This is a genomic window from Shewanella sp. BJSY2023SW007 (assembly GCF_047314525.1).
Lineage (GTDB): Bacteria > Pseudomonadota > Gammaproteobacteria > Enterobacterales > Shewanellaceae > Shewanella > Shewanella chilikensis.
On record NZ_JBKORL010000107.1, the window covers coordinates 26614 to 45863 of the forward strand.

Annotated in this window: 16 protein-coding genes; 6 read left to right on the forward strand and 10 right to left on the reverse strand. The window is 54.7% G+C overall.

Going from position 1 to position 19250, the window contains the following annotated elements; all coding sequences use genetic code 11:
* Positions 1 to 55: 55 nt before the first annotated feature.
* Together ssb and ACMHXE_RS19340 are read right to left on the reverse strand one after the other, a co-directional pair.
* Entirely contained in the window at positions 56 to 772 is a 717-nt protein-coding gene (gene ssb, locus ACMHXE_RS19335) for a single-stranded DNA-binding protein (RefSeq protein WP_226563586.1), read from the reverse strand.
* Positions 773 to 805: 33 nt separating this feature from the next.
* Positions 806 to 2173, reverse strand: a complete 1368-nt coding sequence (locus ACMHXE_RS19340) for an MFS transporter (protein ID WP_101056391.1) — start codon at positions 2171 to 2173, stop codon at positions 806 to 808.
* A gap of 221 nt (positions 2174 to 2394) precedes the next feature.
* Between ACMHXE_RS19340 and uvrA the strand changes: the two genes are divergently transcribed.
* The 4 genes from uvrA (at position 2395) to ACMHXE_RS19360 (ending at position 8670) form a co-directional block, all read left to right on the forward strand.
* Positions 2395 to 5217, forward strand: coding sequence for an excinuclease ABC subunit UvrA (gene uvrA, locus ACMHXE_RS19345; RefSeq protein ID WP_224865855.1), 2823 nt, complete (start codon positions 2395 to 2397; stop codon positions 5215 to 5217).
* Between the two features lie 7 nt (positions 5218 to 5224).
* The gene (locus ACMHXE_RS19350; RefSeq protein ID WP_146225990.1) at positions 5225 to 5575 is read left to right on the forward strand and encodes a hypothetical protein; all 351 of its coding nucleotides are present in this window, start codon (positions 5225 to 5227) and stop codon (positions 5573 to 5575) included.
* A gap of 73 nt (positions 5576 to 5648) precedes the next feature.
* Positions 5649 to 6680 (forward strand): M28 family peptidase, encoded by a 1032-nt coding sequence (locus tag ACMHXE_RS19355; RefSeq protein ID WP_229839754.1) that lies wholly within the window; start codon positions 5649 to 5651, stop codon positions 6678 to 6680.
* 169 nt (positions 6681 to 6849) lie between these two features.
* Positions 6850 to 8670 carry a DEAD/DEAH box helicase gene (locus tag ACMHXE_RS19360; protein ID WP_413733112.1) on the forward strand — a complete coding sequence of 607 codons (1821 nt, stop codon included), beginning with the start codon at positions 6850 to 6852 and terminating at the stop codon, positions 8668 to 8670.
* Positions 8671 to 8705: 35 nt separating this feature from the next.
* Here ACMHXE_RS19360 and ACMHXE_RS19365 read toward each other — a convergent pair whose 3' ends face one another.
* Together ACMHXE_RS19365 and ACMHXE_RS19370 are read right to left on the reverse strand one after the other, a co-directional pair.
* The gene (locus ACMHXE_RS19365) at positions 8706 to 8912 is read right to left on the reverse strand and encodes a cysteine-rich CWC family protein (protein WP_101056395.1); all 207 of its coding nucleotides are present in this window, start codon (positions 8910 to 8912) and stop codon (positions 8706 to 8708) included.
* The gene (locus tag ACMHXE_RS19370) at positions 8909 to 9289 is read right to left on the reverse strand and encodes a GFA family protein (protein WP_413733114.1); all 381 of its coding nucleotides are present in this window, start codon (positions 9287 to 9289) and stop codon (positions 8909 to 8911) included. Before ACMHXE_RS19370 ends, ACMHXE_RS19365 begins: the two co-directional genes overlap by 4 nt.
* A gap of 642 nt (positions 9290 to 9931) precedes the next feature.
* On the opposite strand from ACMHXE_RS19370, the gene ACMHXE_RS19375 reads away from it, so the two are divergent.
* Positions 9932 to 10327: a hypothetical protein gene (locus tag ACMHXE_RS19375; protein ID WP_413733116.1), complete on the forward strand. Its 396-nt coding sequence runs from the start codon at positions 9932 to 9934 to the stop codon at positions 10325 to 10327.
* Between the two features lie 223 nt (positions 10328 to 10550).
* On the opposite strand, the gene ACMHXE_RS19380 is transcribed toward ACMHXE_RS19375, so the two are convergent.
* From ACMHXE_RS19380 to slyA, 5 genes are all read right to left on the reverse strand, one after another.
* The gene (locus ACMHXE_RS19380; RefSeq protein ID WP_224865847.1) at positions 10551 to 11600 is read right to left on the reverse strand and encodes a c-type cytochrome; all 1050 of its coding nucleotides are present in this window, start codon (positions 11598 to 11600) and stop codon (positions 10551 to 10553) included.
* 9 nt (positions 11601 to 11609) lie between these two features.
* The gene (locus ACMHXE_RS19385; protein ID WP_224866007.1) at positions 11610 to 12164 is read right to left on the reverse strand and encodes a c-type cytochrome; all 555 of its coding nucleotides are present in this window, start codon (positions 12162 to 12164) and stop codon (positions 11610 to 11612) included.
* 288 nt (positions 12165 to 12452) lie between these two features.
* Entirely contained in the window at positions 12453 to 13481 is a 1029-nt protein-coding gene (locus ACMHXE_RS19390) for a DUF2955 domain-containing protein (protein WP_165564381.1), read from the reverse strand.
* A gap of 8 nt (positions 13482 to 13489) precedes the next feature.
* Positions 13490 to 14548 carry an HlyD family secretion protein gene (locus ACMHXE_RS19395; protein WP_101056400.1) on the reverse strand — a complete coding sequence of 353 codons (1059 nt, stop codon included), beginning with the start codon at positions 14546 to 14548 and terminating at the stop codon, positions 13490 to 13492.
* Between the two features lie 10 nt (positions 14549 to 14558).
* Positions 14559 to 15026, reverse strand: coding sequence for a transcriptional regulator SlyA (gene slyA, locus ACMHXE_RS19400; protein ID WP_413733119.1), 468 nt, complete (start codon positions 15024 to 15026; stop codon positions 14559 to 14561).
* A gap of 351 nt (positions 15027 to 15377) precedes the next feature.
* On the opposite strand from slyA, the gene ACMHXE_RS19405 reads away from it, so the two are divergent.
* Entirely contained in the window at positions 15378 to 17225 is a 1848-nt protein-coding gene (locus tag ACMHXE_RS19405) for a methyl-accepting chemotaxis protein (protein WP_413733122.1), read from the forward strand.
* A gap of 63 nt (positions 17226 to 17288) precedes the next feature.
* Here the strand turns inward: ACMHXE_RS19405 and metF are convergent, their stop codons facing one another.
* A complete protein-coding gene (gene metF / locus ACMHXE_RS19410; protein WP_101056402.1) occupies positions 17289 to 18179 on the reverse strand; it encodes a methylenetetrahydrofolate reductase in 891 nt (296 codons plus the stop codon).
* Between the last annotated feature and the right edge of the window lie 1071 nt (positions 18180 to 19250).

Genomic DNA, 19250 nt, shown 5'->3' on the forward strand with positions numbered 1-19250 from the left:
GCAGTTGCAGTGGCTTTTTCTGGTATCAAGCACAAGTGCCTATCTCCAATAGACCTCAGAATGGGATATCATCATCCCAGCCGTCATCCAGATCCGGCGTGTAGTTCTGCTGTTGTGGCTGAGGCTGTGGTGCCGGACGCTGCTGTGGAGCCGCCTGTTGTGGCGCTGGCTGCTGTGGCTTGGGCGCATAACCTGAGTTCTGCTGCTGACCATAGCTTTGCTGCTGCGGCGCGTTGTACTGCTGCTGTGGTTGCTGCGGCTGTTGTGGTTGCTGAGCAGGCTTGGGCTGATAGCCGCCGGACTGCTGTGGCGCATTGTATTGAGACTGTGCCTGACCACCGCCGTAACCACCTTGGTTTTGGTTCATACCACCTTGGTTCATACCGCCCTGATTGCCGCCCTGGCTCATACCACCTTGATTTTGGTTACGGCCACCCAGCATCTGCATGGTACCGCCCATATCGACAACCACTTCAGTGGTGTACTTATCCTGACCGCTCTGATCTTTCCACTTGCGGGTCTGCAGCTTGCCTTCCAGATACACTTGTGAGCCTTTGCGCAGGTACTCACCGGCAATTTCAGCCAGCTTGCCGAACATGACAACCCTGTGCCACTCGGTACGCTCTTGCTGTTGGCCCTGTTGGTCCTTCCATGACTCACTGGTGGCCACTGTGATATTCGCTACGGCGTTGCCGTTTGGCATGTAGCGCACCTCTGGGTCCTGCCCCAGATTGCCCACCAGAATTACCTTATTAACACCACGACTGGCCATCGAAATCTCCTGCGATTTTCACTTAAACTTAGCTTAATTGACAGAGCCTAACACAGCTCTGGCTTGTCTTAAATCGAATTGATCGTTCACCTTGAGGTAAGCGACTCTTTCTTCCAAAACCACTATGGCTTCGGCAACCCCCGGCAATTGAGAAAGCTCGGCGGCCATCTTCTGCGCCTGCTCACGGCCACTCACTTGGGCCTCTAGAGTATAACTCTTGAGCAGCACAGGATTTTTCATTCCCAGGGTCAATGCCAGCCAGATAATCAGCAGCACCACTGCCACGCTAAACACTCCGGCAGCGCCCATGATTTGATAGGCGCCACCACCGAGCAAACCGCCACAGAAGGCGCCGAGAAACTGACTGGTGGAATACACCCCCATGGCAGAGCCTTTGGCTCCCACGGGACAAAATTTGGCGATCAGGCTGGGCAGCGAGGCTTCCAAGTAGTTAAAGCCGGTAAAGAAGGCCACTATGGCCAACGCCAACACCCAAAGACTATGGGAAAACAGCGCCATCGCCAGCAAAGAGGCCAGCATGATCAACAAAGCAAACTGAAACATCCCCTTGGTATTGTTGCGCTTCACGCCGATGATGATCAGCGGCACCATCAAAAAGAAGGCGCCGACAAAGGCCGGAAAATACAGCATCCAGTGCTTTTCTTTAACAAGACCTGCGTCCACCAAGTCCAGCGGCAATGCCACGAATACCGCCGTCAGCACCAAATGCAGAATAAAAATACCGGCATCGAGGCGAAACAACTGCGGATCTTTAAGCATATTTTTCAGCTTGCCCGGTTCCGCCATGGTATCGCCCTTGGGCGCATGGGCCACAGGGTTGGGCACCAGCAGTTGCACTATCAGCATACCCAGCAGCGCCAGGCCAGCAGTCAGGGCAAACAAGCCCGATAGCCCAAGATGCTGCGCCACCACAGGCCCCACCAGCAGCGACAAGGCAAAGGAGAAACCTATGCACATACCTATGATAGCCATCACCTTGGTGCGTTGCTCATCCCGGGTAAGATCCGCCGCCAATGCCAGCACCGCGGCGGCGATGGCGCCCATACCCTGCAGAGCACGGCCGGCGACAACGCCGTAAATACTGTCGGACATAGCCGCCAGGACACTGCCGAGGGCAAACACCAACAGGCCGCCGAGGATAACCGGCTTGCGGCCAATTCTGTCTGACAGTATCCCCATGGGGATCTGCAGTATCGCTTGAGTCAGACCATAGGCGCCGATGGCAATACCCACCCACAGAGGTGAGAAGCCTTTGAGATCTTGTCCATAGAGCGCGAAGACAGGCATGATCATGAACAAGCCCATCATGCGCAGCCCAAATACACTGGCTAATGAGAACGCGACTTTTCTTTCTGTGCCGGAAAGTCCACCGTTGGCCATAGTTTATGCCCTGGATTAAGAATTTTTTAAGGGAGCGCATGTTACCACGAAGGTTTTGAACAGCTCAAAGAGAAAAACCCAAGTCGCCCTCAGCCCACGACTGAGGGCTTGTTACTGACAGTATGCTGTCAGTAGGACAAATGCGCCGCCGCTATCGGCACAGCGCAAAATATGTGATACTTGTGCTCTTTTTCTCCAGTGATTAGCCAAAGTAGAGACTGATGGACAAGATAGACATCCGCGGTGCCAGAACCCACAATCTCAAGAACATCAATCTGACCATTCCCCGAGACAAACTCATTGTTATTACAGGCTTATCTGGTTCGGGTAAATCTTCTCTCGCCTTCGATACCCTCTACGCCGAAGGTCAGCGGCGCTATGTGGAATCCCTGTCGGCCTATGCCCGCCAATTTTTGAGTCTGATGGAAAAACCGGACGTGGATCATATCGAAGGCCTGAGCCCGGCGATCTCGATTGAACAGAAGTCCACTTCCCACAACCCGCGCTCTACCGTGGGAACCATTACCGAAATCTACGACTATCTCAGATTGCTGTTTGCCCGCGTGGGTGAGCCCCGCTGCCCGGTTCACGGCCAGCCGCTGGCGGCACAAACTGTTAGCCAAATGGTAGACAAGGTACTGGAGCGCCCCGAAGGCGAGCGCCTGATGCTGTTGGCTCCCGTAGTGCAGGGCCGCAAGGGTGAGCATGTCAAATTACTGGAGAACCTGGCGGCCCAGGGCTATATTCGCGCCCGGATCGATGGCGAGGTGTGCGATCTGTCCGACCCGCCGCCACTGGATCTGCATGTAAAACACAATATCGATGTGGTGGTTGACCGCTTCAAGGTACGCGAAGATCTGCAGCAGCGGCTGGCGGAATCTTTCGAAACCGCACTGGAGCTGTCCGGCGGTGTGGCCACTGTAGCCAGCATGGAGGAAGGCAGCAATGAAGAGTTACTGTTCTCCGCCAACTTCGCCTGCCCTCACTGTGGTTACTCCATGGCCGAGTTGGAACCCAGGCTGTTTTCCTTCAACAACCCCGCCGGTGCCTGCCCGACCTGTGACGGCCTCGGGGTACAGCAGTTTTTCGATCCCGATCGGGTGATCACCAACGACGAGCTGTCGCTGGCCGGCGGCGCCATTCGTGGCTGGGACAGACGCAACTTCTACTATTTCCAGATGCTCACCTCACTGGCCGAGCATTACGGCTTCGATGTGGAAACCCCCTTTGGCGATCTCCCCGCCAAAGTGAAGAAGATAGTGCTCTATGGCTCAGGCAAAGAGAATGTCGCCTTCCGTTATATCAACGACCGCGGCGATGTAGTGGTTCGCAACCACCCGTTCGAGGGCATCCTCAATAACATGGACAGACGCTACCGGGAGACAGAGTCCAACTCGGTGCGTGAAGAGCTGGCCAAATATATCAGCAACCAGGCCTGTTCCAGCTGTGGCGGCTCACGCCTGCGCGAAGAGGCCCGCAACGTATTTATCGGCAATATCAATCTGCCGGAGTTGACCACCTGGTCCATTGGCGAGGCCAGCGACTACTTCGCCACCCTGAGCTTTGAGGGGCAAAAGGCACAGATAGCCGAGAAGATCCTCAAGGAAGTGGGCGATCGCCTGGGCTTTTTGGTCAATGTCGGCCTCAACTACCTGAGTTTGTCTCGTTCGGCAGAAACCCTCTCAGGTGGCGAGGCGCAGCGGATCCGTCTGGCCAGCCAAATTGGCGCCGGTCTGGTCGGGGTGATGTATGTACTCGATGAACCTTCGATTGGTTTGCATCAGCGCGACAACGAGCGCCTGCTCAACACCCTCACTCACCTGCGGGACTTGGGCAACACTGTGATTGTGGTTGAACACGATGAAGACGCCATCCGCATGGCGGATCATATTATTGATATCGGCCCCGGCGCCGGGGTGCATGGCGGTGAAGTGATCTGTGACGGTGACATTAACGCCATCATGGCCTGTGAAGCATCTGTTACCGGCCAATATATGTCCGGCAAGAAAAAAATCACTGTGGCCGGAGGTCGGGTGCCCTGCGATCCCGGCAAGATGATCAAGCTGTTCGGTGCCAGCGGCAACAACCTCAAGCAGGTGGATCTGGAGATCCCTGTCGGACTGCTGACCTGTGTCACCGGGGTATCCGGCTCAGGCAAGTCCACCCTGATCAACGACACCTTCTTCAAGATTGCCCATCGCATGCTCAACGGCGCCACCGCCGAAGAGCCGGCGCCCTATGAGCGTATCGAGGGCATGGAGCTGTGCGACAAGGTGGTGGACATAGATCAAAGCCCCATAGGCCGCACGCCGCGCTCCAATCCGGCCACCTACACCGGCATATTTACCCCGATCCGCGAGCTGTTTTCGGCGACTCAGGAATCCCGTACCCGCGGCTATCAGCCGGGGCGTTTCTCCTTCAACGTCAAGGGCGGCCGCTGTGAGGCCTGTCAGGGTGACGGCCTTATCAAAGTAGAGATGCACTTCCTGCCGGATGTGTACGTGCCTTGCGATGTCTGTAAGGGCAAGCGCTACAACCGTGAAACGCTGGAAGTGAAGTACAAGGGTAAGAACATTCACGAAGTGCTGCAGATGACGGTCGAGGAAGCCCGTGTGTTCTTCGATGCGGTGCCGGCCATAGCCCGTAAACTGCAAACCCTGATGGATGTCGGTCTGTCTTATATACGTTTGGGCCAGAGCGCCACCACCCTTTCCGGCGGCGAGGCTCAGCGGGTCAAACTGGCTAAAGAGCTGTCGAAGCGGGATACAGGTAAGACCCTCTATATTCTGGATGAACCCACCACAGGGCTGCACTTTGCCGATATCCAACTGCTGCTGGATGTACTGCACAGACTCAAGTCCCAGGGCAACACCATAGTGGTGATTGAACACAATCTGGATGTGATCAAGACAGCCGACTGGATAGTGGATCTGGGGCCGGAAGGTGGTTCGGGTGGCGGCACTATTCTGGTGGCCGGCACCCCGGAGCAGGTAGCCGAGCATCCAGAGTCCCATACCGCCCGCTTCCTTAAACCTATGCTGTGAGGTGACTGTGACAGGCAACAGACTACTGTTATTGGCCCTGGTTATCTGTATGGCGGGTTTATTACTGGCAGCCTTGGACCCCTTGGTAGGCAACTGCAAACGCTATTTGGGTGAAGTGGTCCATTCCGGCCCGGATGGCACTACCGTCGCCCTGCCCGATGGCCGCACGGCGCTGGTTGAACCCAGTGCCCTGCCCCCGGCGACCCTGGTCACCATAGGCGCCAAGCGTCATTTGGTATCGGGAATAGAGGTATTCAAGCTCAAAGGCCGAGCAGAGGCAGATACGCCTTCGGCCAGCCATGGCGGCAATCCCCTACCGCCCGGCTATCAGGGCGGCGTGGCACAAGCCGCGAAATAAGCAGGCAAACCTGTCTCGGAGAATGGTATAAACTGCAACATAGCTTGAGTTGATTACCCTTGCCGGAGGCAGGATGCCGATGACACTCTCTATCCACCCGCCGCTGTGGGCACTCTCTATTCGCTCTCCGCTGTGGGCACTCCTATTGATATTGCCGATGCTTGCTGCCGGTTGCAGCAGTTCGCCCGAACGCTGCGGCGCTGAGATTCAACTGAACTGGGCCGAGACAAAGCAGCTGCAACAGGATATCGAAATGCTTGCCTCGCCCAGGCTGCAAGGTCGGCGCAGCGGCACCCAAGGCGCTGCGCTGACCCGCGAGTACCTCACAGAGCGCTTTGAACAAATCGGCCTGCAGCCGCTCACTTCGGTATTTCCGCCCCTGGCCGAGACTCTGAGCGGCTTTCAACACTCATTCAACTATGTCGATGGCTTTGCCGACGCTCGGGGCATCAACCTTTTGGGCTGGCTGCCGGCTGCCGAACCGACCACTGAGTGGCGCCTGCTGATTGCCCACTATGATCACCTGGGCGATCGCGGCCCGGGCTTTTATCCGGGAGCCGACGACAACGCCTCTGGCGTGGCGGCCTTGTTGGCCATAGCCCGAAGAGTCAAACAAGCGCCCAGTCGCTATAACCTGCTATTTATTGCCAGTGACGCCGAAGAACCCGGACTCTATGGCAGCAAGGCCTTGGTGAGCGCATTGCAACAAAGCGGTTTTGCCGAGCACATCTCGCTGGCGGTCAATCTGGATATGATAGGCAGACCCGGGCTTCCCTATGCCATCTACCTCGAAGGCAGCCGCTATTTCCGCCACTATGATGACTTCAGCGCCTATCTGATGGCGGGCACAGGGCTGTGCATTCGCCCCAGTCATCCGCGCCCTATTGGTCGCAGCGTGCAGCGCAGCGACTGGCTCAGGGCCTCGGATCATTATCCCTTCCACCAGGCTGGGATCCCCTGGCTCTATTTCGGCGTTCCCGCCCACGCCCAGTACCATACCCGTGATGACACGCCCGACAGACTGGATTATCCTTTTATCGGCGCCGTGACCGAAGCAGCCGATCTGCTGCTGCGACTGCCATCGGAACAGCTACAAAACCGATAGTTGGCCTACTATTTGCTTTAAATTTGCCATAAAAACACCTTTAGTCGTGGAAAATAGCAGATTTCGCTGTTATAATCTGGCGTTTTCGGTGCGGGAAATCGACACGGGGTTGATTTTCTGTCTGTGAAACTTTCTGCGTCATCCAGACGCGTCCACAAGGCTACAACCCATGTCATCCAGTGAAAAAACTTTCCGAGAACTCGGCCTCTCCGAGGCATTGCTGCGTGCTCTAGATGAGCTCGGCTACGAGAACCCGACCCCAATTCAAGCCGCGAGTATCGCCCCCCTGATGGCGGGCCAGGATATTCTTGGCCAGGCACAGACAGGTACAGGTAAAACCGGTGCCTTCGCTCTGCCTCTGCTTAATGCAACAGATCATAACCTCAACGCACCGCAAATTCTGGTGCTGGCACCGACCCGCGAACTGGCGGTACAGGTAGCTGAAGCTTTCTCAAGCTATGCCAAATTCATGAAAGGTTTCCATGTACTGCCTATCTATGGCGGTCAAAGCATGCACCAACAGCTGCAGGCGCTGCGTCGCGGCCCTCAGGTAGTCGTTGGTACTCCAGGCCGAGTCATGGACCATATGCGCCGTGGCACCCTCAAGCTCGATAGCCTCAAGGCTCTGGTGCTGGATGAAGCCGATGAAATGCTGAAAATGGGCTTTATCGACGATATCGAGTGGATCTTGGATCATACTCCGGCCGAGCGTCAGCTGGCACTGTTCTCTGCCACTATGCCTGAGCAGATCAAGCGGGTTGCCAACAAGCACCTGAACAACCCTGCCACCATCAGCATTGCCGCCAGCCACACCACGGTTGACTCCATTGAGCAGCGTTTTGTACAGGTGTCTCAGCACAATAAACTGGAAGCCCTGGTACGTGTGCTCGAAGTGGAAAACACCGAAGGTATCATCATCTTCGTGCGTACCCGTAACTCCTGTGTGGAACTGGCCGAGAAGCTGGAAGCCCGCGGTTACGCCTCATCACCACTGCACGGTGATATGAATCAACAGGCCCGTGAGCGCGCCGTGGATCAACTCAAGTCCGGTAAGCTGGACATTTTGATTGCCACCGACGTTGCTGCCCGTGGTCTGGACGTTGAGCGTATCGGTCACGTGGTCAACTATGACATCCCTTACGATACCGAAGCCTATGTACACCGTATCGGTCGTACCGGCCGCGCCGGTCGTACCGGGATGGCGATTCTGTTTGTGACTCACAGAGAGATGCGCATGCTGCGCACCATTGAGCGTGCCACCAACAGCCGTATTTCTCCAATGAAGGTTCCAAGCCCTGAGACTGTGGCCGAGCGCCGTCTGTCACGTTTGGGCGATCAGGTAGCTGCCACCATAGCCAACGAAGAGCTGGACTTTATGAAGGGCGCCGTGGCTCAACTGTGTCAGCAGTTGGAAGTGGACACAGATATTCTGGCGGCCGCACTGCTGCAACAAGTACAGCAGGAGCGTCCGCTGCAGTTGCCTCCGATCCAGGAGCGTCAGCGTGACAGCCGTGATGATCGTAGCTCACGCGACGATCGTGGTTCACGGGAAGATCGTGGTTCACGGGAAGATCGTGGTTCGCGCCGTCGTGACTCTCGTCCGGTTCCCGGCGATCTCGGCAAGGCCGATTCCCTGAAGGATAACCCGGATCTGCAGATGTGCCGTTATGTACTGGATGTGGGTCGTGAGCACGGAGTGGGTGTGGGCAATATCGTGGGTGCCATCGCCAATGAAGCCAGCATAGACAGCCGTTACATAGGCCAAATCCAACTGTTTGACTCTCTGACTACAGTCGATCTGCCTGCCGGTATGCCTAAAGACGTACTGGCGCACCTGAAGAAAGTTCGGGTATGCGGCAAGCCTATCAATATCCGTGAAGCAGGTAGCCAGAGCTTCGAAGGTGAACAGCGCCCTGCTCGTCGCCCTCGCAAGCACTCGGGCGAACGCCGTCCGGATCGTAAGCCCCGTCGTCGTGATGACCGCAGCTGATCCAGCGGATTAAATCAACTCGGTAAAAATGCCGCTCACTCATGGTGAGCGGCGTTTTTCTTTATATTGATTAAGCAGTGTCGGCAGATACAACTGTGCTTGGGAATATCCCGCAGGGTCAGTTCCAGGTAACTAAAATCAGCCTTCATGCACCAGCAAAGCGCAGGATCTGTACCTGCCGCCATGGCGCATTGGTTGGCTTGTTGACATACAGGGCAGCGAGCAGCGGACTTTTCGGTCATGAAGCCTCCCTGTCAGCGGGATGATTGATGCCATCCATCACGGGAGCATCCTTGAAGGTAAAAGGATCCAAGTCGTTGATGCACCCCAGATTAACGCCATACTCCTCTGGATTCGAGCGCCTTTGATGGTGAGTATAGATACCGCAGCGACTACAGAAATAATGTTTGGCGGTATGGGTATTGAACTGATAACAGCTGAGCAGCTCTGCACCGCTAACCAGCTTGAGATTGGCCAAGGACACAGAAGCTACCGGCGCACCGCGGCGGCGACACATGGAGCAATCACAACGGCGAACATTGTTCACTCCTTCGGGAAAAGTGAGCGCCAACTGAACCCCGCCACAATGGCAACGGGCAATATAGTGAGTCTGAGTCATGACAATCCTTGTAATCCTGATTGAACGGGCAAGCTTATGCTGAAAATTCGAGCAAAACGGCATACGGCTGAATTCATCTTGCCCCAGGGTACGCAGCTTGCCAATAGACAGCAGCTGAACTGCCAAGCTAAAGAAAGTAATCTTCCCAACAAAGAGTAAGCATTTCCCCCGATATTGCTGCAGCCAATAGCCAAGACTCCCCATCATAATGGAGCAAACTGCGGCCCACATCTACTGCGCCCCAGCTCAAGTCAATGCCGAATTCCCCCCCCAGGAGTCAGTGATAAGGCGCGGCGACCACTGCCTCAGTATGACGCTAAGCATAGCGGCCAAGCTGCTTACCGCCCCTATAACAGCGAGGATTTGTCATCGCCGCAAGAGAGTTGCCAACGAGTGTTTCTATTCGCGAACAAATAGCCTGTCACCAGACAGCAACAACCAATCTCATTGATTAGCTGAGTTTTTAATTTATTTTTAAGGAAGCATTTTTCGGTTATAACCCTATGGATCCCATGCCACAAAATAGGTAGACTGGCCCCGGTTTACCTCCTTGGAAACAAACCAAGGGATATGATTTGGGGGCGTAAATCGGTTGCTTGAGTAGCCAGTACGCGCTCTCCTCAACTTATAGAGAAGGAAATAATGGGTTTACAAGAAAAACAATGGAAGCGCTCTATCGAAGAGCAGTATGTGGTTGAGTTCAAGCAGGACATAAAAAGCATTCTGGATGCCGACCTGGACGTAACCTTTGACTGGGACAGCTTCGACAGCGCCAAAGAGATCATGTACGTGCCCACCTATGCACTGGATAGTGTCAAATCCGCGTTCAGAGAACTCGCCAACGACCAGGACGCCAAGGAAGAGATTGTTGCGCAGATCAAAACCCTGCATATAAAGAACATCAACGACAATGCCGAAGAAGCCAAGAACATGCGTATCGGCGATGGCGTTTTCGCTCTCGAAGTCGGTTTCGGCGGCAACCATGCCTGTGTCTTCAACGACACAGCTATCCGCCAGTACCTGGAAAACAACCTCTGATCATCTAAGCAGAGCGTGATACCTGGGCTCATCTCCATTTGAGGCCCATCTGTATCCAAGGCCGGTCCTCCCCCTGAGACCGGCCTTTTACTTTTTAATGGCTTAAGCCAGTCCATTGCCAGCCCCTAGGGCTAAAGCCACAGAGTCAAGTTCCCAACCCTGTACTGCCAAACAAAAAAAGCGCGCCTGATGGCGCGCCGAATAGATTAAGGCTCTTGCCTTACTACTTCTTGGGGAAGATGGGATAAGCCTCCTGGCCCAGCAAGGTACCCTTTACCTCTTTGCCGTAGTAACCGGCATGCTTGTGATACTTGCCTTGGGTTTCCTCGAGCTTTCCTTTGAAGCGGGGATCCTGAGGACGCTCATGGGAGTTGATATAGGCGGCCACATCCCAGGCTTGCTGAGTGGTTAGCTGCATACTCTTGCCCAGCGGCATATTCTCGTGGATAAAGAAGGCCGCCGTGTTAACCCTGTGCATTCCGGCGCCCCAGTTAAAGCTCTGAGGCCCCCAAAGCGGTGGCAAGGCATATACACCGGCTATCGCTTGGCCCTGACCATCGGCGCCATGACATGCTTGGCAATGAGCCTGATAAACCTGCTCACCACGGGCTGGATCATAAGCCAATTCAGGTTTGGGGATTGAAGGGTAACCCCTGCCCGGCAAATTGGCGCGTTGCTCTACCGTCAACTGCTGCTTAATAGCTTCAGGGATGGGGAAGTCTTCCCGTTTGCCGCCCTTGATAAGCTCGGCATCGGCCAGTTCAGGCACTTCGCCTTTGACGCCGTATTGATCCATCAAGCCACCTACCCCAAGCCAATAGGCATAGGCAGACAAGGCCACCAACTCAGGGCTGCCGCTCTCTGGCGCCTTGCCGTTCATTGAATAGGTAAAACAGCCCTGAATACGCTCTTCGAAGCTGTTGACCTTATCGTTCTTCTTCCGATAGGCAGGATAAGCGAAGTAAGCGCCCCAGATAGGAGAAGCATTGGGCTTACGACCGGCATCCATATGGCAGTTGACACAGTTCAACTCATTGCCGACGTATTTGTCGCGCAGTTGCTGAGTATTGACGAACAGCTGATAGCCCTGACGTACCTTATCACCAAAAGCACCGGCCGGAATCGCATCCAGAGGTCTGGGGATCAGATATTCCTGCCCTTGAACCTTGGGTGAAGAAGGCAGTTGCGCCTGACGATCGGGCAGATTCTCGGCCTGGGCCTGAGCTGTAATTGCGGCCACAGCACCCATGATAAACAGAGTAGATTTTTTCATGCTGCGTCCTTACTTGAGATTGGCAAAATAACTGGCAATAGCGTCAATTTCGGCGCTGCTGAGCTGTTTGGCAACATGCTCCATCATGCCATCGACATCGCCTTTACGGCTGCCATCCTGCCAAGCGTGCAGTTGAGTCTTGATATAACTGGCTTGCTGACCGGCAAGCCTGGGGAAAGTGCCGCCACCCAGGCCGGAAGGGCCATGACAAGTCACACAAGCGGGTAGGTTCCGGGTCCAGTCGCCCTGGTACACCAGTTTTTCGGTCGGATCGGCAAATACCACTTGCTCACCTCTGAGCTGGGGTTTGACTTCAGCGACACTCTGGGCCGCGAAGTAATCCGCCACCTGGCCGATAACCTCATCCCCTTGCAGGGTCATGGCCATAGGCATCATGGTAGCGTTTTGGCGGGTTCCTGCCTGAAACAGCTTGATTTGTTGTTGAATATATTGGCTTGAGAGTCCGGCGAGTCTTGGGCCCAACGGCTCTACGCCCTGTCCCTGAGGGCCGTGGCAACTGCCACAAAGCGCGGCCTGCGGTGGCATAGCCGGCTCTGCTGCCATAGCGGTTCCTATGGACTGAACCAACAGCAGCAGACCACCTGCGGCGAGCGTGATTGATTTCATCTGTTATCCCCCAAAATGAGTAAGTGCTATAGCATAGATCCAAATCACATATATGAGAAGTTTGCGATAAACATCAAAAAACCGGAGAGATCGGACATAATCCAGATGCCATAAGGTTTGCAGCTCAAATAAATCCCAAGCTTTGAAATATTTGCTTACGATTTGAGTTTTATAAAAAACCCTTTTCTAACAATGTATTGGATAACGATTCTCGTTTAGAGGTAGTTACTCTCCAAAGCGGGTCGTCTCAAAGCTATTGAGGAAATGATGTAACAGATAACAAGCCAACAGGGTACCGACTATGGCCACCAGAATGCTACTCACCCGATACAGGGCACTGAAGATCAGATCATTACCCGGAGTCAGATATTGACCGAACAATATCCCTAAGGTGGTCATGGCACCAAAGCCCACCGCCGAACCACTGGCCTCTTTGACATGAGCCTGGGCAAACAACAAAGTACCGAACCAGAGCATAGGTACAACCAACAAAAGCACACCTGACCAGTCATACAGCAACAGCTGCACCGCCATCCCGTATACCACCCCGAGCACAGTGCCCATTGCCCGTTTGCGAGCGTAGTCGAGGGCACCGTTCCAATGCATGGGAAACAGCAACAGCAGTGTAGTAGCCTGCGCCGACATGGAATCGCGCAGATCGAAAGCCTGGAATATCAGAAACGACAGGGTTGCGACGCTGGCCCCCATCAAAGCTTCATGGCGCATTCTGTGGGGCTGTTTGGGCCCGGGCACATAAGCACTGCGAGGCTCAACATCCGGGATCAGCACTGTCATCAAATAAGCTATCAGCACAGACAGCACACTGGCCCAAAAATTACCGAAGATGAGATCGTTAAGATCGGTATCCGGATAACTGGCAAAATGCAGCATGATGCTGAGGCTGATCACTCCATTGGCACCAAACAGAAACAGGGCGCCACGGGACATACAGGCAAAGCGATACAGAAACAGCACAAAGACAATCAAGGTCATCAGTGCCGGATGGCTGCCAAACAAACCGCCTATGATGCCCACCTCGATCCCACAGACAACAGCCGCGGCCAGCAACTGGCGCGCGGCATGGCCGTTCATCACTGGCACCAGCCCCAGCAACAACATGGGGGTAACTGTGTAAAACACCCCATAGTTCCAATTCATCAGCTTACAGATCAGAAAGCCCAGACTGGCACCTGTGGCGATGCGCAGGCACTGGCGCAGCTCATTCTGAGTCAAGGGGTGGTGACGCAAGATCATCGGCCACCTCAATAAATGTAGTGCAGCAGGCTGACTGCCTTGATCTGCAGCTTGGCCATGAAACGATAGAAACTATTGTCCGGCAGCAGTTGTACGGTAGCACGGGAGCCAGCGGCCAACATGGGGTGTTCTTCACTCAGAAGTTCAAAGTGCAATCGCAGACGCTGAGCATCCCGCACCCAACGATCCGACTCGGTCGGCGTCGCCAACATGCCGTTAGCATCGAATTGTCCGGCGCTGACACCGGCATCGCGGCTACTGACTCTGGCGGGGTAGAGTCTGCCTGGTTCGGCATCGAACGCCACCCAGGCTTCAGTGCCCGGCTCAACTCCCCTGAGAGTTTTCTCGCGAAAATCGGCAATGATATCCATCTGCTCCGACACCAGGGCCAATACAGGTTGGCCCTTGTTGGCCATGCTGCCACTCGCCAGTTGCAGATTAGTCACTATGCCTTCGTGTTCTGCCAGCACCTTGGTGTAACTCAGATCCAATTCAGCCTGAGCCAAACGGCTGCGGGCCTGACGTAACTTGAGGTTCTCTGTCCCGGCTGTTCCCCGGGAAACCTTGAGTTTAGCCAACTGCGCCTTGGAAGCCACCAACTTTGCTTGTGCCGAGCTGGCATCGGTATCGGCCTGATCCTTGAGCTGGCGTGACACACCATTACTGGCATAGAGGGCATCCAGGCGCCTGGCCTCACGTTGTTTCTGTTGCAACATGGCCTCATTGGCGCTGACATCGGCGCTGGCAGCCTCTATGGCAGCATCCAGCTCGGCGTTATCCTGCACCGCCTGCTCCAGCGCCAGTTTGGCTTGCTCCAGCGCGAGCTCAAAAGGAGCCGGGTCAATGGCGAAGAGTAACTGCCCGGCCTCTACATGTTGATTGTTGGCTACGGCCACAGATTGCACCGGGCCGCTCACTTGGGGGGCTACCTTGACCACAGTGCGGGTCGCCATCGCCTGTGGCGTCAGCGGCATCTCCAGATCCGCCAACATGAAATAGGCAAAGACCAGCACAAAGCCCACCATGGAAAATTTAACGAGTCTGGCAAATTGTTGATCTGGCGTCATAAAGTCTCTCTCATTTCGCTTGCTCTTGCTGCAGCTGATGTTGGGCGTTATCGCAAATCCTGGTGATCACAGCTTCAAAATGAGCCAGCTCATTCGGATCTATGCCCGCCAACAACTTGGCCCGTACCTGGATGATTCTGGCCTCCATGGAGCGAATAACTTCTTCACCTTCAGCCGTCATGGAAACGATGCGAGCCCTTTTGTCATGCTCGCAGCTGTGGCGGGAGATTAGCCCTTGCTGCTCCAACTGACCCAGGGTCCGCATCAAAGAAGGCAATTCAATTTCCAGCGACTCGGCCAACGGCTTTTGACTGATGTGGTCGCCCATGCGTCTCAACTTCCACAGCGCGGTCCAACGGGGATGGGTCAGCCCCAAAGGAGCCAATTCATTGTCGGCGACCATGCGCCATAAACGGTGTAAACGCCCCAAGCGCTCTCCCAGAGAGGTCTCGGTCAGCTGTTCTATATATCTGTGCATCTCGACTCACTAATTAATTAGCAGGCTAAGCATTTTATTTATTTAGCCTGCTAAGTAAATAGCCGATCGAAAATAAACCCGATCTGCCTCGCACATCTGCTCAGTAAGTAAACGGATCGGAGCAAAAATTTGTCATAAGTCGCAATTGCTTAACACCTGGCTCACTATAATTATTCAACCTTGTTTGAACCTGGGAAGGTACAATGAGCCCGGCGCAAGATCGTGGCGATTACCAGGCCACGTCAAGCCGCCGCACTCGTTTCATCACTCCCATGCCTGGAGGCTAACTTGTTCTCACATCTAAAAATCGGCACTCGAATCGTGCTGGGGATCTGCGCCGTGCTTATCGCCATGATGAGCTTTATCATGCCCTTGGTACTGTCGGAATTTTCCGACCAAATTGATAATGCCGAGCAGCGTGAACTGCATAAGCTATATCAAACCGCGATTGCTGAAATAGACTCTTCAGGCAAATTGGCCGAGGCGTTGGCCACTGTGGTGGCCAATACCCCGGAAATGCAACAGGAATTCGCCTTCGGCGAAAGGGATTCACTCAACAACCGCAGCCAACAACTGTTTGTCCCGTTGAAGCGGGATTTTGCCGTGCAGCAGTTTCAATTCCATCTGCCACCGGCCACCTCCTTCCTCAGGGTACATAAGCCGGAAAAGTTCGGTGACGATCTCTCTGGGTTTCGCCAAACCGTAGTGCAGACCAACAACAGCAAGCAGCCGATAATGGGGCTCGAGAAGGGGGTGGCCGGCCTCGGGATCCGTGGCCTGGCTCCTATGACTTATCAGGGACAACACACAGGCTCGGTGGAGTTTGGTATGTCATTCGGCCAGCCTTTCTTCGATGCCTTCAAACAGAATTACCAGGCCGAAATTGCCCTGCTGACACCTGACAGCAGCGGTTACCGCCGTTTTGGCGGAACCTTTGAAACAGCGGCTTTCAAAGACGCGGCGCTGCTGCAGAAAGTACAACAGGGGAAAGCTGACAAGTCTTTGATAAGTCTGAATAACAATAGTTATGTCCTCTACCTGCATCAGGTGACTGACTTTTCCGATAACCCCATTGGCGTACTGGCGATCGCCATGGATCGCAGCCACTCGGAAGCCAGCCTCTGGTATATCAAACTCAAGTTGGTGGCCATTGGTGCCATAGCGCTGTTGGCGGGCGCCGTTATCGCCTTCTTTATCGCCCGCAGCATCACCCGCCCTATAGCGCAAACCACCAGCGCCATGGAAGATATCGCTCAAGGGGAAGGCGACCTGACCAAGCGTATCGAGGTGAGCAGCAAGGATGAAATTGCCGATCTGGCGCGGGCATTCAATCTGTTTGTCGCCAAAATCCAGCAAACTATTCAGCAAGTGACTCAAGCCACGGACTCACTGGCAACCTCGGCCGAAGAGATGTCCGGCATCACCAGCGACAGCCGCCACAGCGCCGAGCGGCAGCAAAGGGAAACCGAACAAGTGGCTACCGCCATGAACGAGATGGCCGCCACGGTTCAGGAGGTCGCCCAAAATGCCACTGTTGCCGCCGACTCGGCAGAGCAAGCCGATACCGCCACAGATTCAGGTAAACAGGTGGTCAACAGTGTGGTTGAGCTGATGGCCGGGCTGGAGTCAGAGATCCGCGGCGCCGCGGCAGCTATCGACCAGCTAGAGCAGGACAGTCAGGCGATAGACTCAGTGTTGGAAGTGATCCGCAACATTGCCGATCAAACCAACCTGCTGGCACTCAATGCCGCCATTGAAGCGGCCAGGGCCGGCGAGCAGGGACGGGGCTTTGCCGTGGTAGCCGATGAAGTACGCACCCTGGCGAGCCGCACCCAGGCATCGACAACCGAAATTCAACAGATGATTGAAACCCTGCAACAAGGGGCGCAGTCAGCCGTCGGTGTGATGCAGAGCAGTAATCAAACCATGGATAAGTGTGTTGCCGAAGTGCAAAACGCCGATGCGGCTCTCAATGAGATCCGCGCCGCGGTTTCCGCCATCACCCAGATGAATATCCAGATAGCCAGCGCCGCCAACGAGCAGTGCGCCGTCTCGGCCGAGATCAATCGCAATCTCAATAATATCAATGATGGCGTGGCTCAGGGCAGTGAAAGCGCAGCCCAGATAGCCGTCGCCGGTGAAGAGCTGGCGCAGCTGTCGGTACGCCTCAAGCAGTTGGTCAGCCAATTCAAGGTTTAACTCACTAAAGACAAGCCCACCTGTTGGTGGGCTTCCTTTTATCAAAGGTTCACTGAGAGGCCATCACTTGCCTGGACGCACTCCCAGTGTATGGCAGATGGCATAGGTGAGCTCGGCGCGGTTCAGGGTATAGAAGTGGAAATCTTTCACTCCTTCACGGGAAAGCACCTTGACCATGTCGATGGCCACGTTGGCGCCCACCAACGCCCGGGTACCGGGATCGTTATCCAAACCTTCAAACTGGCGGTGCAGCCATCCCGGCAAAGACACATTGGTCATGGCGGCGAAACGCTTAAGCTGGTTGAAGTTGCCCACAGGCAATATCCCGGGAACAATTTCCACATCAATGCCGGCGGCCACACAACGGTCGCGGAACCTGAGATAAGACTCCACATCGAAGAAAAACTGGGTGATGGCACGGCTGGCACCGGCCTCAATCTTGCGCTTCAGGTTGATAAGGTCGGCCTGAGCATTGGTCGCATCCGGGTGCACCTCAGGATAGGCAGCCACCGAAATATCAAAGTCGGCGACCGAGCGCAGCAAACGCACCAGATCCGAGGCAAAACGTGTCGGCTTGGGGCTGCCTTCCGGCAGATCGCCTCGCAGCGCCACTATGTTACGAATACCGCTGTTCCAGTAGTGACGCGCCAACTCCAGTAACTCTTCATCACTGGCATCCACCAATGTCAGGTGCGGCGCCGCCACCAGCTCGGTTTCCTGCTGGATCCGCTCGATCACGCTGTGAGTGCGATCCCGCACTCCTGAGTTGGCACCATAGGTGACAGAAACAAACTTGGGATTCAGTGGCTCCAGGCGCTGAATTGAGTTCCACAATAAAGTTTCCATCTCAGGTGTTGAGGGCGGAAAGAACTCGAAAGAAACATTGATGTCGCCGTTGAGCTCGGACAAGCTCTGGTTCAGCGAGTGCGCATGTTGTGCGTGATGAAAAGCCATTGAAAATTCCCTCAACTGTCTATCTGGACGTTTGGACGTCTATATGTCCACATACTAGAGAAACTGTCATTGAAGTCAAGCCCAAAAATGGCTTCAAAGATGTATTTATCTTAATCGGTATAAAAGCCACTAATGAGTGTTTCTGCAAGCCTCGGCTTTACGCCTGGGGAGAGCTTTCGAACAGGTGATCCTGTGCCTGGAAAATAGGCGTATCTCTGCAGGTATATAAGCAATTTCAAGCAACGCTATGATTGCAGAATTGCACCAATTCCCCCTTCGGAGCCGCCGCTGGCGTTGTTGCAAATTGGCGTAGCCGAGACAGGGATGTCGAGGCTCGAAGGTCGAGCAAGGCGAATGTTGCTAGGCAACAAGCTTATGAGCGCGAGCCAAGGAAGGCGAGCTGGCCGTTATGCATGGATGCATTTGGCGAGTCCTGAGTGTAGCCAATTTGTTTCATAAGCCAGCGGGGATTTCGGCTACGTTGGGGTGTCCTTGGGGATGCAAGGGGCTTTGGACAAGCAAAGCCCCTTGCCCGGTGTGGTTTGGCGAGAGTTGCGTAGCAACGTGCTTTCGAGCGAGAGCCAGGGATGGCGAACTGGCCCTTATGCATGGAGGCATTTACACCACGACTTTAGGCCGCTGGAACAGCGGCTATCATTGTTTTCAGCTCAAAATAGCCAAATAACATAGATTGAACTTCCAGCAACGGATGTCTCCCATTGCCTGCCGCAGGCTTATGCACAGGCGAGCCTGTGACACGGCGTGAATACGTCCATGTAGCCTCGACGAAAACATCCTTGTTTTCGACGGTCACAGTCCCGCCTGTGCCTGGAAATAGGCGTATGTCTGCAAATCGCTCAAATATTTCAAGCCGCTCAGGACTAACAGAGTTGCACCTATTCCCCCTCGGTGTCGCCGAAAGCCGTTGGCGCAAATAACGTGGCTGAGGGCGAATGCTCGCTGGTGGCGAGTGTGTTTATGAGCGCGAGCCAAGGAAGGCGAGCTGGCCGTTATGCATGGATGCATTTGGCGAGTCCTGAGTGTAGCCAATTTGTTTCATAAGCCAGCGGG